At 48.4% G+C, this 17,445-nt stretch carries 13 protein-coding genes; 4 read left to right on the top strand and 9 right to left on the bottom strand.

What is annotated here, in order from left to right; genetic code table 11:
- Nucleotides 1–61: 61 nt before the first annotated feature.
- Complete coding sequence (locus IE094_RS05420; RefSeq protein WP_189639569.1) at nucleotides 62–961, bottom strand: LysR family transcriptional regulator; 900 nt, start codon at nucleotides 959–961, stop codon at nucleotides 62–64.
- A gap of 104 nt (nucleotides 962–1,065) precedes the next feature.
- Here IE094_RS05420 and IE094_RS05415 point away from each other — a divergent pair, with 104 nt between their 5' ends.
- Complete coding sequence (locus tag IE094_RS05415; protein ID WP_189639568.1) at nucleotides 1,066–2,565, top strand: CoA-acylating methylmalonate-semialdehyde dehydrogenase; 1,500 nt, start codon at nucleotides 1,066–1,068, stop codon at nucleotides 2,563–2,565.
- Between the two features lie 50 nt (nucleotides 2,566–2,615).
- On the opposite strand, the gene galE is transcribed toward IE094_RS05415, so the two are convergent.
- On the bottom strand, nucleotides 2,616–3,632 hold the full coding sequence (gene galE, locus IE094_RS05410) for a UDP-glucose 4-epimerase GalE (protein ID WP_189639567.1): 1,017 nt from the start codon (nucleotides 3,630–3,632) through the stop codon (nucleotides 2,616–2,618).
- 198 nt (nucleotides 3,633–3,830) lie between these two features.
- Here galE and nadA point away from each other — a divergent pair, with 198 nt between their 5' ends.
- Genes nadA through nadC form a run of 3 tightly spaced genes read left to right on the top strand, consistent with a single transcriptional unit; the run spans nucleotide 3,831 to nucleotide 7,286 of the window.
- Nucleotides 3,831–4,871 (top strand): quinolinate synthase NadA, encoded by a 1,041-nt coding sequence (nadA, locus tag IE094_RS05405; protein ID WP_189639566.1) that lies wholly within the window; start codon nucleotides 3,831–3,833, stop codon nucleotides 4,869–4,871.
- A gap of 3 nt (nucleotides 4,872–4,874) precedes the next feature.
- Nucleotides 4,875–6,425: an L-aspartate oxidase gene (locus IE094_RS05400; protein WP_189639565.1), complete on the top strand. Its 1,551-nt coding sequence runs from the start codon at nucleotides 4,875–4,877 to the stop codon at nucleotides 6,423–6,425.
- Between the two features lie 12 nt (nucleotides 6,426–6,437).
- Nucleotides 6,438–7,286: a carboxylating nicotinate-nucleotide diphosphorylase gene (nadC, locus tag IE094_RS05395; protein WP_189639564.1), complete on the top strand. Its 849-nt coding sequence runs from the start codon at nucleotides 6,438–6,440 to the stop codon at nucleotides 7,284–7,286.
- Between the two features lie 95 nt (nucleotides 7,287–7,381).
- Here the strand turns inward: nadC and trxA are convergent, their stop codons facing one another.
- From trxA to IE094_RS05360, 7 genes are read right to left on the bottom strand one after another with little or no spacing between them, the layout of a single operon-like run.
- Nucleotides 7,382–7,711 carry a thioredoxin gene (gene trxA / locus IE094_RS05390; protein ID WP_189639563.1) on the bottom strand — a complete coding sequence of 110 codons (330 nt, stop codon included), beginning with the start codon at nucleotides 7,709–7,711 and terminating at the stop codon, nucleotides 7,382–7,384.
- A gap of 59 nt (nucleotides 7,712–7,770) precedes the next feature.
- A complete protein-coding gene (gene addA, locus IE094_RS05385) occupies nucleotides 7,771–11,139 on the bottom strand; it encodes a double-strand break repair helicase AddA (protein WP_189639562.1) in 3,369 nt (1,122 codons plus the stop codon).
- On the bottom strand, nucleotides 11,136–14,156 hold the full coding sequence (gene addB, locus IE094_RS05380) for a double-strand break repair protein AddB (RefSeq protein ID WP_189639561.1): 3,021 nt from the start codon (nucleotides 14,154–14,156) through the stop codon (nucleotides 11,136–11,138). The genes addA and addB overlap by 4 nt, the downstream gene beginning before the upstream one ends.
- Complete coding sequence (locus tag IE094_RS05375) at nucleotides 14,068–14,766, bottom strand: nucleotidyltransferase family protein (RefSeq protein WP_189639560.1); 699 nt, start codon at nucleotides 14,764–14,766, stop codon at nucleotides 14,068–14,070. The genes addB and IE094_RS05375 overlap by 89 nt, the downstream gene beginning before the upstream one ends.
- On the bottom strand, nucleotides 14,756–15,772 hold the full coding sequence (locus IE094_RS05370) for an aminoglycoside phosphotransferase family protein (protein ID WP_189639559.1): 1,017 nt from the start codon (nucleotides 15,770–15,772) through the stop codon (nucleotides 14,756–14,758). Before IE094_RS05370 ends, IE094_RS05375 begins: the two co-directional genes overlap by 11 nt.
- Nucleotides 15,773–16,303 (bottom strand): tRNA (adenosine(37)-N6)-threonylcarbamoyltransferase complex ATPase subunit type 1 TsaE, encoded by a 531-nt coding sequence (tsaE, locus tag IE094_RS05365; protein ID WP_373295854.1) that lies wholly within the window; start codon nucleotides 16,301–16,303, stop codon nucleotides 15,773–15,775.
- Between the two features lie 12 nt (nucleotides 16,304–16,315).
- Nucleotides 16,316–17,350, bottom strand: coding sequence for a PAS-domain containing protein (locus tag IE094_RS05360; protein ID WP_189639557.1), 1,035 nt, complete (start codon nucleotides 17,348–17,350; stop codon nucleotides 16,316–16,318).
- Nucleotides 17,351–17,445: the final 95 nt, after the last annotated feature.

Raw genomic sequence — 17,445 nt, 5'->3', positions numbered from 1 at the left:
ACGCTGTGGAGGAATTGTAAAAGGAATGCTGTAAATTTGTAAAAACTGTGACAAGCAATTTTTACAAGATTAATGATTCCAGCTGGGCGACCTCGGACTTGACCCCATCCATTAGTAATGCGGCGATACGATTCAGGCGATCATTGGTTTGGTCATCTCGTAGGCGCACCATATAAAACGAACGGGTCAGGGATATTTCATCCACCAGAAATCGTTCGAAATCTTTAAAATAGGGCAGCACAAAATCATGAATAACGCTGATCCCACCGCCTTGGCGCACCAATTGCATTTGCACCGCAACACTATTTGATGACAAGTTCGGCGTGCGTTCAGGGAAAATTTCGCTGTGATAATCGACACTTGGGTCAAAAACCAGATCGGGGATATATCCAACCGTGTGGTGATTTTTCAATTCTTTCACATCTGTGATTGCACCATGCGTTTTCAAATAATCGCGATGTGCTGCCAGATGCAGATGATAATCCGTGATTTTTTCCGATAATAACCGCCCCATTTTGGGTGGTGTCACCATGATTGCCATGTCGGCCTCGCGCTTGGTCAGGTTAAACACAGGGGGCAGTGTCAAAATTTGGATGTTCAGTGCGGGATATGTTTTGGTGATTGCTGTGCAAACCTGTGGCAACACAAAATTTGACAAACCATCGGTGGCGCCAATGCGCACCGTTCCGGTCAATGTTTCATCCGTATCCTGAACAACACCGCGCGCGATGCGTTCGTGGCTTTCGATTTGTTCGATGTGTTTTTGTAGATCCTGCCCAGCAGAGGTTAAAACATACCCGCGCGGCATTTTGGTGAACAGCCCAACACCCAAACTATGTTCCAGCCGCTGTACACGCCGCCCCACCGTGGCGGGATCCATTTTTAGTATACTCGACGCGGCCGTCAGGCTGCCAGTACGGGCAACCTCTAGAAAAACACGGTAATCATCCCAGTTGCGCATGGCACCTCTTTGCATTTTTGCAAAATGAATTTGATATCTTTCGTCTTTATATTGAATTTTTGCAGTTTAAAAGGGGTGCATATCTTTAACGGGAGGATTCCATCATGGAACAACTGACACATTTTATTAACGGTAAACGGGTTGCTGGTACGTCTGGCCGCTTTAGCGATGTTTACAACCCAGCAACGGGTGAAGTTCAGGCGCAAACGCCATTGGCAAATCCTGCTGAATTAGACGCCGCCGTTGCCGGTGCCGCTGCTGCACAACCTGCATGGGCCGCGACAAACCCACAACGCCGCGCGCGCGTGTTGATGAAATTCGTCGCCTTGATGAACCGCGATATGGATAAATTGGCCGAAGCCTTAAGCCGTGAACACGGCAAAACATTGCCAGACGCCGCTGGCGACGTACAGCGTGGTTTGGAAGTGGTCGAATACTGTATTGGCGCACCAGAATTGCTAAAAGGTGATTACACCGACAGCGCGGGACCTGGCATTGATATGTATTCCATGCGCCAAGCATTGGGAGTGACCGCGGGCATTACGCCGTTTAACTTTCCTGCGATGATCCCAATGTGGATGTTTGCGCCTGCTATCGCATGTGGCAACGCGTTTATCCTAAAACCATCCGAACGTGACCCATCCGTGCCAATCATGTTGGCCGAGCTATTACAAGAAGCGGGACTGCCAGACGGTATCTTGCAAGTTGTGAATGGTGATAAAGAGGCTGTCGATGCAATCCTTGATCATGACGTGATCCAATCCATCGGATTTGTGGGGTCAACACCGATTGCGGAATATATCTACAGCCGTGGTTGTGCGAACGGCAAACGTGTTCAATGTTTTGGTGGTGCTAAAAACCACATGATCGTGATGCCCGATGCGGATATGGATCAGGTTGCGGATGCGCTGGTTGGTGCGGGTTACGGTGCGGCAGGTGAACGCTGTATGGCAATTTCGGTTGCTGTTCCTGTGGGTGATGAAACCGCGGATCGTTTGGTTGAAAAACTTGCCCCGCGCGTCGAAGCATTGAAAGTTGGCCCATACACATCTGGCAACGATGTTGATTTTGGCCCTGTTGTAACCGGTGCCGCCAAAGAAAATATTTTGAAACTGGTTGAATCTGGTGTCGAAGCGGGTGCGAAACTTGTGGTTGATGGCCGTGATTTCAATTTGCAAGGCTACGAAGACGGTTTCTTTGTTGGCGCGCATTTGTTTGACCATGTGACGTCAGATATGGACATTTATCAAAAAGAAATCTTTGGCCCTGTGCTGTCAGTTGTGCGCGCACAAAGTTACGAAGATGCGTTGAAACTGGCGATGGATCATGAATATGGCAATGGTACTGCGATTTACACCCGCGATGGTGACACCGCGCGTGATTTTGCGAACCGTGTGAATGTGGGCATGGTTGGTATCAACGTGCCGATCCCTGTGCCATTGGCATATCACACATTTGGCGGCTGGAAAAAATCCGTATTTGGCGATTTGAACCAACACGGGCCAGATGCGTTCAAATTCTACACACGCACAAAAACAGTGACCGCCCGTTGGCCATCAGGCATCAAAGAGGGTGGCGAATTTTCGATCCCTGTGATGGAATAACCTAACAAAAATTGTTGAATTTGCGCCAAGCCATAAACGGCTTGGCGTTTTTATTTGGAATTCATGCGCTGGGCATTTTGCACCCATCGCCAACTGGTTTCACACATATTGGCCAAATCACGTTCGGCGCGAAAACCCAAAACCTGTTTTGCCAGATCCGCACGCGCGGTTAATTCACGCACATCGCCCGCACGTCGATCAGTTACCTTATGTGGCAATTCACGCCCAACCGCATTGCCATATGCCGCCAACATATCCATCACTGTTTGTCCCGCACCCGTGCCGATATTCACAGTATGGCCAACCTGATCATTGATCAGTTTTTGCAATGATTTCACATGCGCCAATGCCAAATCGCAAACATGGATGTAATCGCGAATGCCTGTGCCGTCTTTGGTTTCATAATCATCACCAAACACATTCAAATGTTCCATTTCGCCCAATGCCACCTTGGCGATATAGGGCATTAGATTATCGGGAATGCCCGCTGGATCTTCGCCAATTAAACCGCTGTCATGCGCCCCTGCGGGGTTGAAATAGCGCAATATGCCAAAATTCCAATTTGGATCAGCAACCGCCATTTGTTCCAATATCTGTTCACCGATCAATTTGGTAAACGCATAGGGGCTGGTGTATCCGCGCGTTGCTGTTTCTGGAATAGGCTGTACTGCTTGGTCGCCATAAATTGTGGCAGATGATGAAAAAACCAAATGCCGCGCATTGTGATTTTCCATTGCACGCAGAAGGTTCAAGAACCCTTTGATATTATTTTCAAAATACATCAGCGGATTTTCAACGCTTTCGCCCACGGCCTTGAACGCGGCGAAATGGACAACGGCATCGGGCTTGTGTTTGTCAAACACCGCTTCAATCTGGGACATTTCACGCAAATCCGCAGTTTCAAAAACCACCTCGCCCTTGGTAATCATCCCTAGGCGATCAATCACACTCGTATCGGCATTGGTGAAATTATCAACAATCACCACATCAAATCCCGCCGCGATCAGCGCAACATATGTATGTGACCCAATAAAACCCGCGCCGCCTGTTAATAATACCTTGGTCAATGTGCACCTTTTCGCGATCTTTGCACTGTTATTTAGGATGGCTTGCACCAAAACTCAATTCATGAAACCTATGTGCCAACATAAACACAGTATAACTTGCCCCTTTTGCTGGATATACTTTTAGAATAGTTTAATCTTCTAATTCGGGCGTTTGGGCTTACATATACCTTTGAACGCAGCTTGAAAAAGGAACGCGCTATGATACTGCCTGGCAGCACTGAAATGAAATCGCAACTGGCATCCCATTTTGATCTGGAGCCCTCCGCGGCGATTTTCAAAGAAACGCAAAAAATCTATGACCGTGCGGATCGTGTTATCCCAGAGGCAGACTGGCTGCGCTATGCGCCATATGTCAAAGCAATCAACGAATTGAAAAAAGAAAAAGACGCGGTAATTTTGGCGCATAACTATATGACACCACAAATTTTCCACGGTGTCGCGGATTTCGTTGGTGACAGTTTGCAATTGGCGATCGAGGCGACCAAGGTCAAAGAACAGGTCATCGTGCAATGTGGTGTGCATTTCATGGCGGAAACGTCCAAAATCCTCTCGCCCGAAAAAACGGTTCTGATCCCAGATAGCAAGGCTGGCTGTTCATTGGCCGAAAGCATCACCGCCAAAGATATTGCAGGCATGCGAGCAAAATACCCAGGCGCACCGGTTGTGTCATATGTGAACACAACAGCAGAGGTGAAGGCCGCATCTGATATTTGCTGTACCTCGTCAAATGCTGTCGACATCGTGAATTCGATGGAAAGCGATTTGGTGATTATGACCCCGGATGGTCATTTGGCGCAAAACGTTGCCAAAGAAACAGATAAAAAAATCGTCTATTGGGAAGGCGAATGCATGGTGCATATCGAGTTCAAGGCGGATGAATTGCGTGAATATCGCAAATACGAACCAGACGCCGTGATTATCGCGCATCCCGAATGCCCAGTTGACGTTGTGGCAGAGGCAGACTTTAGCGGTTCAACCGCTGGTATGATCAATTATGTCAAAGAGAATAAACCAGAAAAGGTTTTGTTGGTAACGGAATGTTCTATGGGTTCAAACATCGCGGACGAAGTGCCAGAGGTGCATTTCCTCGGCCCATGTAATTTGTGCCCACATATGCAAAAAATCACCTTGGAAAAAATCCTATGGTCACTGCATACAATGACAGAAGAGGTCATCGTTGACCCTGAAATGGCAGTCAAAGCACGCCTTGCCGTTCAGCGTATGATTGATCGGAAATAATACGTGTCTGATGACCAACACAATATCCTGATTATCGGGGCGGGTTTGGCTGGGCTATACGCCGCACTTACACTTGCTCCGCAAAAGGTCACTGTTTTATCGCCAGAGCCATTGGGCTTTGGCGCATCATCGGCATGGGCACAAGGTGGTGTTGCCGCCGCGATGGATGAAAACGACACGCCAGAGGCACACGCATTGGATACGGTAAATGCGGGTGATGGGATTGTTGACGCAGATATCGCCAAATTCGTGACCGCCGCAGCCAAAGAACACGTATTGGAATTGGCAGAGGTGGGAACTCCATTTGATCGCACCCCCGAAGGCGGGTTTGTGATGTCAAAAGAGGCCGCGCATGGATTTGCCCGTGTTGTGCGTGTCAAGGGTGATCAGGCAGGCGCCGCGATCATGAAAACGTTGGTCGAAGAGGTGCAACGCTCCGCGTCAATCACCGTTCTGGAAGGCTACACTGCATTAGAATTAATAAGTAAAAACAATGCGATGCAAGGCGTCGTTGTTTCAAAAAATGGTGCTGAGCCTGAAATTATACAGGCCAAGGCGTATCTATTGGCCGCTGGCGGTGCTGGCAGCCTATATATGAAAACTACCAATCCGCCGTCTGTTCGTGGCCTTGCTCTTGGCATGGCGGCGCGCGCTGGTGCAAAAATTGCCGATGCTGAATTTGTGCAATTCCACCCAACGGCGATTGATTTAAATTTGGATCCAGCACCGCTCGCAACCGAAGCATTGCGCGGCGAAGGTGCGACATTGATCAACAAGCATGGCGAACGCTATATGCTTGCTGTCCATGCCGATGCGGAATTGGCACCGCGCGATATTGTTGCACGGGCAAATTTTCACCAACATCAAATCGGCAATGTACCCATGTTGGATACGCGCGCGGCAATTGGTGATCATATCATTGATGAATTCCCGTCTGTTTCTGGCGCTTGTCTGAAGGCGGGGATTGATCCGACCAAACAACCAATCCCAATCGTACCGGCGGCACATTACCATATGGGCGGTGTTTTTACCGATCAAACGGGTATGTCATCAATTGACGGCCTTTGGGTCGCTGGCGAAGCGTCGTCAACGGGCCTACACGGCGCGAACCGATTGGCATCAAATGGTTTGCTCGAGGCGTTGGTTTACGCCGCAACCTGTGCGGCTGGAATGTTGGCCAAGCTGAACGCGGATCACGGCATGGTTTTCCACCCTGATCTTGCTGTTCCTGCATTGGGTCATGCGTTGGTGGATGAATCAGCGGTGCTAACGCTACGTGAAACCATGTCGGCCTATGTCGGCGTTATTCGCGACGCGGATGGTATGGCAACCGCATTGCGCAAGTTTAAAGAACTGGATGCACAATACGGTGGTAAATCCACGAATTTTGACAATATGCTGGCAGCCGCCACATTGATCGCCGCCGCTGCCTACAATCGAAAAGAATCGCGCGGTGGCCATTATCGTACGGATTACCCCGAAAAAAATGATACATTGCGCCATCGCACTGAAATCACTCTGAACGATGCAATTGCACTGCGTAATAGCCTGTAAGGATTACATAAAATGGAACATCCCGCTGTCCCCGATTTTTTGCTGGAAGACCTGATCAAACGCGCCTTGGACGAAGATTTGGGCGGTGCGGGCGATGTCACCAGCCGTGCAGTAATCCCTGATGGCACGCAATATTCCGCACGTCTAAACGCGCGCGATCCAGGTGTGATCAGTGGTATGCAACTGGCACGGATCGCGTTTCATACCGTGAACCGCGATCTTCAGGTTAAAACCTTTATCGCTGATGGACAGGTTGCCAAGAAAGGCGACGTCTGTATGACCATTGATGGCGATGCAAAATCGATCCTGATGGGCGAACGCGTTGCCTTAAACCTTGCTGGGCGCCTTTCTGGCATCGCCACGATGACTGCAGCATTCGTGGCAGAAACCAAAGGTCACAAAGCAAAAATTACCTGCACCCGTAAAACCACACCTGGCCTACGTCTGGTTGAAAAAGAGGCGGTCCGCCACGGTGGCGGTTCAAATCATCGTTTTGGTCTGAACGATGCGATCATGATCAAGGACAATCACATCGCCGCCGCTGGCAGCATCAAAGATGTGCTTGAACGTGCGCGTGAATTCGCATCTCACATGCGCATGATTGAAATCGAGGTCGATAACCTCAAACAACTTGAAACCGTGCTTAAGGTTGGCGGGGCGAATGTTGTACTGCTCGACAATATGTCCAACGCTGATATGAAAACAGCGGTTGATATGGTCAACGGTGTGCTCACGGTCGAGGCATCGGGCGGCATGCAGCTTGATCGTATCGCATCGGTTGCGGCAACAGGTGTGGATTATATTTCGGTTGGTGCGCTGACGCATACAGTTACAAATCTTGACCTTGGTCTGGATTTTTAACCAAACCCCAATTCCATTTGTACGCAAAAGACGTGCGCCATAGGCACAAAAAAGGGCGGCAAATGCCACCCTTTCGAAATCAAATTTGGATAAATTTAAACGCTAACGCTTTCTTTGATCCAATCGGCAAGTGCCGCTTTTGGTGCTGCACCCGTTTTGTTTGATACGATTTGACCGTCCTTGAACATAAACAACGCAGGAATACCACGTACGCCAAGCTGCGCTGGTGATTGTGGGTTTTCGTCCACGTTCACCTTTACGATCTTAACTTTGCCATCGTATTCAGCGGCCAATTCTTCCAAGGATGGGCCTATTTGTTTACAAGGGCCACACCACTCAGCCCAAAAATCGACCAATACGGGGATTGTGCTGTTTGTGACTTCTGCTTCGAATGTGTCGTCGGTTACTTTAACTGTTTCTGACATTTGATATGCCTCCTGACCTCAAGAATCTTTCTATCCCCATTAACTTAAGAACGCGCACCTTAAGGGTCAAGATGTTGTACGTCGTTCAACGCTTTCATCACGATATCGTGGTGCAAATTCATCAGTTTTGCTGTGCGTGTCCACAAAATGGCCAATTCGATTTCGTGTCGCGGGTATATCTGTTTGATTGCCACTAAATACGCGCCCATTTGTGCCAATATCCCTGCCGGCGTTTGATCGGGCTGCGCTGGTAAGATGGCGTTGGTTTTATAATCAATCACCAATATTTTGTCAGGCGTGACCACAAGGCGATCAATGATGCCATCAATCGGCAATCCATCGCATTGTACCAATGGCGCGGTAATATTTACCTCTGCAAATGAATTGGGCCCAAATATGAATTGTAACGGGGGTGCCGAAACGACGGCCATTGCCTCTTGGCACAGTATTGATATTTCACTGTCAGTCAGGGCATCGTATCGTGCGCCCAACAAACGTTCACCAAACGCGAACCGTTCGCTGGGCGCAACGCGGGGTAAATGTTCCAATAGCAAATGGATTTGCGTACCACGCTCCATTGCTTGATCCGCGCTGAGCCCGTCATTTTCACCTGCGAGTGCCTTTGCACCTGGCAGGCTACTTGGGCTGATCGGCTGGGTCGGCCGGGGTAACTTATCGGCAGCGGACACTGCCCATCTTGGCAATTCGATGCGTTGATCTTTATCGGATTCACGCGCCGAACCCACGCCATGCCATGCAAGATTGCGTACAGATTTTATATCACCGACAATTGAGTGCGTGACGGTTTCCACGGGCATGTGTTCCATCCCGTTTGAAATCAGATCGTACCACGTTTCGCCCGATTTTCCCAACTCACCAGCACCACAAATGATAAGCCAACTTTCAGCGCGCGTTAGCGCCACATATAACAATCGCATGCGTTCGCGCAGATCAGCCGATTTTAGTGTTTGGCTCGCGGCCATCTGGGCCTTGTTCGCATCTGCCCCAACTGTTTTCCAACTGATCAAGCCAGAATCAAGTGTAATCAATTGATTGCGGTCGCGCCTTACATCCTGTGTTGTGTCAGGCAAAATGACGATGGGCGCTTCCAAGCCCTTGGCGCCATGAACCGTCATCACCCGCACCGTTTTACCCGCCGCATCCATTTGCCGTTTGATCTGCATTTCATCCGATGCAAACCAGTTTAAAAACCCTGTTAATGTGGGCGCTTCGGTCAATTCGTACTGCATCGCCTGATACAACAGTTCGTCAATCCCATCTTCGGCCTCTGGGCCAAGGCGTGCGATCAAATTATGACGTCCAGCATGGTTGGTCAAAATACGTTCGATCAAATCATACGGGCGTTCGAAATCGGCCTTGTTGCGAATATCACTGACGATTTCGTGGGCATTTGAAAACTGATCTGACTTGGCGCGCAATTCTTGCCACAAATAGCCCTTGCGCCCATGTGCCAGTGAAAATAGCTCGCCTTCGCTGATACCAATAATGGGCGAGCGGAGTGCCTCTGCCAGTGACAAATCATCCTCTGCTGTCGCCGCGAATTTCAGCAATGACATGATGTCTTGTACCGCCAACTCTGCACCCACTTCAAAACGATCGGCGCCTGCGACGGGTACTTTGGCCGCCTTTAGTTCTTTGATGATTGCTTTGAACAATGCGCCGCGGCTGCGTACCAAAATCAGAAAATCACCTGCGGTAACTGGGCGAATATCCCCGTCTGCCTCAATCAATTGTCCGCTTTCCAATATCGCATGAATTTCGCATGCAATTTGACGGGCCAATTCATTTCGCGGATCGTCAGGTGCGGCGGCATTAGTGGGCACGAACCATTCGGATTCCTCGGGTTTTTCACCCTTGTCAATCACGGGCCACAAATCAATTCGACCTGCCATTTCTGATTTAAAAGCAATGTGTTGCACACCGTTTTGAAACCGATCTTCTGGCAGGTTCTTAAACACATTATCAACCAGCCCCATTATTGGTTCTGACGATCGAAACGAATATAGCAAATCTTGGGATGCGAGTGGGTTATTCACCTGCGCGAGCTGTGTCGCAAAATGATCCTTCATGTCGCCAAAAATACGTGGGTCTGCACCTTGGAATGAATAAATTGATTGTTTTTCATCGCCCACGATAAACAACGTTCGTGCGGTATTATTCGCGGATTCCCCGCTGGTAAATTCGGCGTGTAGCTGTTTCACAACATCCCATTGCTGCGAACTGGTATCTTGCGCCTCGTCAACCAAAATGTGATCAATGCCACCATCCAAACGATATAACACCCACGCGGCCATGCTTGATTTTGTTAACAACAGGCGGGCGCGATTGATTAGATCATCATAATCCAACAGCCCCGTGTGCGTTTTATGCGCATCGAATTGTTTCAAAAATACGGCGGCAAAACGATGAAGCGCCGCCGTGCGTTGAAACGACAATAACGATAACCGTTGATCACGAACAGCTTCAACAAGATGCATTATCTCGTTGATTTCATTTCGTAATGGTTCACCCTTTTTAAGAATCTTTAATACTGGAACCTTATCAATTTTTGCAGAAAAAGGTTCATTTGCACCAGCACCAGTGAGCATCACGCGTTCAAGGTTTCTTAATGCGCTGTTGGGATCGCGCGCTGTGAGCGCGGCGCGAATAAAACGTGCGTTGTTAACGTCCTGAACTCCGCCATTTGGCATGATGTCTGCCAGCTCCGCGAGGGTGGCACGGTTTTTATCTGTGAAAACAACAGCCGAGATGAGCGCCAAGGATTCATCCCCAGACAAGCCAAAATCTTTGGCGGTTGGTGCACGGTCAAAATCTTCGCGGTGTTTGACGATTTCCGCCAACAGTTCGTCAGTATCAGCACCGGTAAAAAAACCCGCGAAATCGTCGAATACGCCCTGATCATCACCCGACGCGATGTTTTCCAAAATATCGCCGCAAATCTGCGCCTTTTGGCGCTCATTTATCATTTCAAATTGCGGCGAAACACCAGATTCAACAGGAAAACGGCGTAACAGCGCATCGCAAAAGCTGTGAATCGTTTGGATTTTCAATCCACCAGGCGTTTCCAACGCGCTGGCAAATAATGTGCGTGCAAGGCGAAGTTTTTCATCGGTTAATATATCGGCGGGCTCGCCAAGCTTTAACAACTCTTTGCGCAGGGCGGCTTCTTCCATCATCGCCCATTGACCGAGCCTTTGAAACAACCTTATTTGCATCTCTGCAGCGGCGGCTTTGGTGTAAGTGAGACAAAGAATTTTTTGGGGATCCGTTCCGTGCAGCAATAATCGCGCAACGCGGTCAGTTAACACGCGCGTTTTCCCAGAGCCTGCGTTCGCTGATACCCATGTCGATGCCGACGGGTTTGCCGCACGAATTTGGGCGCGTGTTGCATCATCAAATTCGATCATGGCACTTCCTTTGGGACGGGGGCGTCTGTTATTTCCCACTCGCCCTTGCGCGACAAGTGATCGTAGTCAGAAAAATCGTTTTCATTTAATAGCTTATCACGCGCAGTGAATCCAGATTGGGCAAGTTTATAGGCATGAATAAGCGAACGGAATTCTTCCCAAACTTGGTCAATGGGTGTTTTTTCGATGTCAACGATCCGTGTTTCCTGATCTTGATGCATGCCGATATATTCAAGATGCACAATTTTCGCGGCCCCCAGGTCATCAAATTTACCCTGACTAGCGATGGCTGCTTCTAACTGTAATTGTTTGTCAAAATTTGCGATATCCTTTGGTGCGGGTGGCTTGCCCGCCTTGTAATCATAGATTGCGTAATTCCCCGCATTATCCATGTCGATACGATCGGCCTGAACGGATAATGTAAAATCCAATTCTGGATCGTAGAATTTACCACATCGTTCCTGTGCGATAACGGTGCCAAATTTCTGGCGATCAACTTCGCCATCGACAAACCACTGTGCCACGCGTTGCAATCGCGCCAGCCATAACCGCTGCATCGCTGGCCACGGCACATCCCGCTCCAAAACTGTTTCGGCAAGGTTGATAAAGTAATTTGTATTTAAGTTATCTTGGTCTGTTGCGACATCGGCGATGAAATTTTCCAAAAACGAATGAATGGAAATACCGCGCACCAACGCATCGGGTTCTTGGCCAACTGCATCTAACTTGCGCAACCCAAGCACATGCTTGGCATAAATCGCATAAGGATCACGAACCAATGTTTTGATTTGGGTTACGGATAACCGATTTGGCCGCGCCGCAATCGGCGGCATTGGCGAAGGCCTAGGTTCACGCGCAACGCTTGTTTCAACGCGTTCAATGGCATTTGCAATGGCAATCCAATGGTTTCCGCGTGATTGCATTGCTGCAAAATATGAATCACTTTCGTTATCTATGCCTTTGATAAGGTTTGATAATCTTATCAACCAGCGAGATGCAAGAGTTGGTGATTCATTGTCCCTGACGGATCGTGACAACACCACATTGGGCGCGCCCATTGCGAGCTGAAAATCATGTGCCGCTAAACCTATTTGGCGATCTGGCAACGCAAGACCAATTTGCCCGCGCATATTGCGGTTGAGCCATGGGTCGGGAGAGGGCGTTTTGGGCCAAATCCCTTCGTTGAGACCACCAAGAATGACCAATTCCGCACCCTGAACACGCGCCTCCATGGTGCCCCATATCGAGATGAGCGGATGCGCTTGCGTGGCGCCGCGCACTTCGCCCTTTGATAACACCAATCGTAACAGGGCGCGATATTCTGTGATGTTTAAAACACCGCCGTATGTTGATTCAGCACTAAATTCACGCCAAATTTTTGCGGCCTCAACGCCCGCTTCTTTGCGCCACAACTCGCCTTCGGTATCGTCGTTGGCGCCTGATGATAGTGTTTGTGCAAGTTGTTGGTGATCATGAACCCATTGTTGCAAATCACGCGGCGCGCCGTTTTCCACGCCACTAAACGCTGATTTCAACCAACCGACCCACTGAATACTTGCGGGGTCATTTTGTTTTTGCGCCCAAGAGTGCAGTGCTTCAAAATTTACCTCTGGATCACCGCCGCGCAAAATTTTGAGCTCAACTTCGCTAATGCGGCGTTGGTGTTCACCACGATCACCGCCGCTATGTGTGAGGGGGTGCTTCAAAATTGCAAGCAGACGCTGAGGCGTGAGTTTTTGCCCCAAAAAATCACCTGCCAAGCGTAAAAATATACCGGGCGGTGACAAATCCAGCGGTTGCCCCGCGCTGTCATCGGGAATAATTCCCCATCGCCCCAATGCCGTTTCAACACGACGCGTCAAATTGCGATCAGGCGTAATCAGCACGGATTGTACACCGTCCTCTGCGGCCTTGCGCAGGCGCAAAGCGATTGTGAGGGCTTCTTCTTTGGGTGATTTTGCTTCCAGTAAATCTATATTTTTTATTGCATTACTGATAGTTGCGGAAAGTTTTTCACCTTCTTCTCGCCACTGATCTGTCACGGGTGCTGGACGCAGAGCAAGTGAGATTAGCGCATTGCGATCTGTATTTTCGGGCAAGACAGTATGCCAAAGATGAACATCACTAGGGGCCATTTCCAAACGTGCAAGTAGCTTTGCAAATCCAGCCTGTGGATGATCAAGAGCTGCATTGGATTTTGATAATGTTTTCCAAACACTTATTGGCATATCCTTGTCAAAACCAGGCAGCACCACGCCACCCTGGGGTAAATTGGCAACCGCGTGCATGAACAATGCTGTGTGCCCGCGTGAACCCGTTGAGCCAGCAACAATTATGGGGTGATCTGGCGGATTTTCACGCCAATGATCGGCATATGCCTTTGCCACATGGTGTTGGCGATCATTTGGGTCAGTACCGGCGTTTTCTGTCCAATGGGTCGCGATAATTTGCAAAAATTTCAGCGAGCGGTTCCAATGTTCCGATTGGTTTTCCAGAACAATATCGTCTAGTGCTGTGAGTGGAACTGCTTCTCCTTGGAATTCGTCCATTAAGGCCGCTAACGCATCAGCCAAATCGTAAGCGGCGGATTGTGGTGCCAGTGAAGGATCGGATTTGATTAACGCTTGAACCAGTTGACCCATTTGCAGACGCCGCCGCAACGCGGGAACCGGTTTTGGTAGGGTAATCGGCGCGAGCGGGTCATTTGCCAGATCTGTGATCAATCGAATACGAGGCAATAAACAGGAACCTGTTTCAATGAACAGCTGTTTCAATCGGCGTGCCGCGCGGGTTGTATTGACGAAAATTTCGATGCTTGCCAGATATTCTGGCGGTTTGTCTTTGGTTTTCGCAAGCAAGCCCGCAACGAATGCTTGCGAAAAATCTATGCCGATGGGCAGAGAGAATACTCGTGGGTGCGGTGTTGGCTCAAACATGTTTTGCCAATTCGTTTTCTGCGGTGATGATGCCATTGGGATGGCCAACATCAACCCAACCACCATTATGAATAACGCCATGTAACCGGTTGTTTTTTAACATTTCGTTCCACAATACATTAAGTGAAAAGCTTGGTGTTTTAATGTCTTTCAACATGTCAGTTTTGATAATCTGAGCCCCCGAAAACACAAATGGTGCTGATCGAGATTGGCCGCGTCGTGCAATGGTGCCTTGTTCATCACAGAAAAAGTCGCCAGCGCCCGAATACTCTTGGGCATTTTGCAATGGGATCAGGGCCAACAGGCCATCCATGGTTTTTGGGTTCCAATGGTTGCGCAAAACGGTCAATGGGTTTGTGCCCGTCCAAATTGCATCTGAATTAAGCGTGAAAACGGGATTTTTTCCCAAAATTGGCAGCGCGTTTTTCAACCCACCTCCAGTTTCCAAAATCTTATCTGTCTCGCGAATTGTTTGCACGTTGGTGTCAGCCAAGTGTTGTTCAATTTGTTCAGGCAAGTAATGGACATTCACTACTGTGGTTTTCACGTCCGCCGCCGCAACCAAATCCAGAGCATAATCGATCAGCGGCCTGTTGGAAATTTTGATCATCGGTTTTGGCGTTGATTGCGTAAGCACGCCCATGCGCGTGCCAAAACCCGCGGCAAATATCATGGCAGCGTCAGGCTTCATGACGATAACCTGCGAGTTTTTCCAATGTCGCGCGGTCTGGCGACGGTAGATTTAGAGCAACCCAATTTGCCAAACCTTGCAAGGATGGATGGGAAAGATCGTTCATTAAATGGTTCCATACGCGTTGGATAAGATCAAGATATTGCACCTTGCCATCGCGTGCGGCAAGGCGTGTGAACAGGCCAATAATTTTTAGGTTCCGTTGTGCGCCAAGTGTGTGGAACGCTTGGTCAAACGTCGCGTAGTCAAACCCAGATTGGGCAATAAAATACGATTTCATTTCGGACTGTAACTTTTGGGATGTGTCGCGGCGCGCATCTTCGAGTAATGACACCAAATCATATGCGGGATGCCCTGCGAGCGCGTCTTGGTAATCAAGCAAACCAACACGCTTGACGCCGCCGCGTTCTGGCAGCCAGAGTAAATTTTCTGCATGAAAATCGCGTAGAATTGTGCACTGATCGTAGGGTTCCAGCGCTTGGGTTGCATCTGTGATCAAAGTTTGCAGTGCCAAAAATTGTTCTGCGCGTGGTTTGTTACTCGTTGCCGCAGGATAATACCATTCCAATGCAAGACTGCTTTCGCGCAGATATGTTGCCAGATCATAGGGGGGCAATGAATCACATTTGGCATTTTTTTGTACCCGCAGCAAAACGTCAATTGCTGCACGGTAAAGATCGGATTCCATTTCTGGATTTGAACGGCACAAATTTGCAAACAGATCATTTCCGAAATCTTCGATCAATAAAAATCCGCGATCAAAATCTGTTTGAAATATTTGTGGAACCGATACACCAGCGTTGTGCAATAGCGTGGTGACATCAGCAAAAATTTTTACCGGCAGGTTTGTTTTGGGTGGAGCATCCATCAGAATGGAGATATCACCACGATTATCCAACCGTTCATATCGGCGGAACGAAGCATCAGCCACAAGCGCGTTGCGTGTTGCATTTTCCAACCCGTGCGAATTCAAAAACGCATTAATTTCGATTTCACGGTCTTGCATTTATTGGGTTTCCACGGATTTCACAATATCACTTAGCCTATCATCCCATTTATCATGCTGCCATTCCAGAACAAGGTTTCGCGTGTTTTCGTCGTGAGTATCAAGGTGAATGTGCAAAGCATCAGAGCCCAAACTGTCTTGGATTTTTTCAGGCCATTCAATCAGGCAAATTGCGTCATTGATCGCATCTTCCAGACCAAGCTCGTCGATTTCATCAATCGATGTTAGGCGATAGAGATCGGCGTGCCAAATTTCACCTTGTGATGTTTCATAGGTTTGCACCAAGGTAAAAGTAGGGGATGGGATGTCCTCTTGCACACCATCAACCGCCAATCGGCTTGTGATTATTTGACGTGCGAAATGTGTTTTTCCAGCGCCAACATCGCCATATAGAAAAACCGTATCGCCATTTTGCAATTGGCCCGCCAATTTTTGCGCAAGCGCTGTTGTTGCATCAACAGAATTCAAAAATAGCGTGATTTGCAATGTGCCTGCCTCGTTAACTTTTGCGGTTACGATAGCTGGCGGCAAAGCGACGTGCAATCACGCTTTGGCAATTGATTGTTGGCGCGTTTCAACAACTGGGGATCGGGCGGCATAGGCTTTGTGTTGAAATACACAAAAGGTTTGCCCGTTGATCAGTGGGGTAAATGTTGCCTCGATGGTTTCGCCCGTTTTTAGTGTTAGATCGGCGTTCCATGTTTCCTTGTCATCCAGTTGGAAAACAAAATCGCGCAGATCGCCAAAAATGGGTGAAGGCATGCATTGTTCAGACCAAACACGGCTGACAGCAAGGATATCTGGCACAACGACAGAGCGGGAAAATTCTTTGCCCCACAATTTATCAAATTCCTGATTGGCAAACGCCATTTCGCCTGATCGTTCAAACATAATCACAGCACAATCAAGCACATCAAATGCGTTATAGAGATTATCAAGATGTGATCGATATTCGCGTTCAACCAACACGCGCCCTGATATATCTTCGAAGTAAAATGTAACGGCACCGTTGGAATTGGGATATGCCGATACGTTGTAAACCGATCCATCTGGCATGTTCCAATCATCCTGATATTGGAAATTTGGATCACTTAGATCGTTGATAAATTCGTTTCGCCATTTTTTGAAATCACGCGGTTCTGGCATTGCACCGTGGTAACGAAGCTTGGTTAAAAATTCATCGATGCTTGGTGCGCTTGCCAACCAACTTGGCGCAAGATCGAGTAGTTTTGTCAGAGCGGGATTAAACATCGACAACCCGTGTTGTTGATCAAACACCGCAATCCCAGTTGGTGAATTTGCAAAACTTTCGGAAATGTTTTCGACAAACCGTTTGCGTTCTATTTTTGCGTTTTGTGCGGATTCAGTCGTAACCGCAAAATAAAATTCGCGCCCTTCAAATTCAAATTTACATATTTCATAATCCAACGAATCTGGTTGATTGGGAAGCGTGAGTGTCGCGCCAACACTTGGCCCATTCAGAACAATGGGTGCTTGTAAATTGTACATTTTGATTGTGAATTGATCTTCGCCAGAATTTTTCCAAAGCGATAAATGTTTATCATTCGCCCAAAACACATTTCCATCCTGTTCGCACCAAATGGAAATGGGTAATTTATCCGCGAGCTTCGTAATGTTATCGGATTGATGCGCCTGATTTTGGCGAATAAGAA

Origin of the sequence: Paramylibacter ulvae, from assembly GCF_014652655.1 — a bacterium.
Taxonomy (GTDB): domain Bacteria; phylum Pseudomonadota; class Alphaproteobacteria; order Rhodobacterales; family Rhodobacteraceae; genus Amylibacter; species Amylibacter ulvae.
This window is presented reverse-complemented; position numbering and strand designations above follow the sequence as displayed.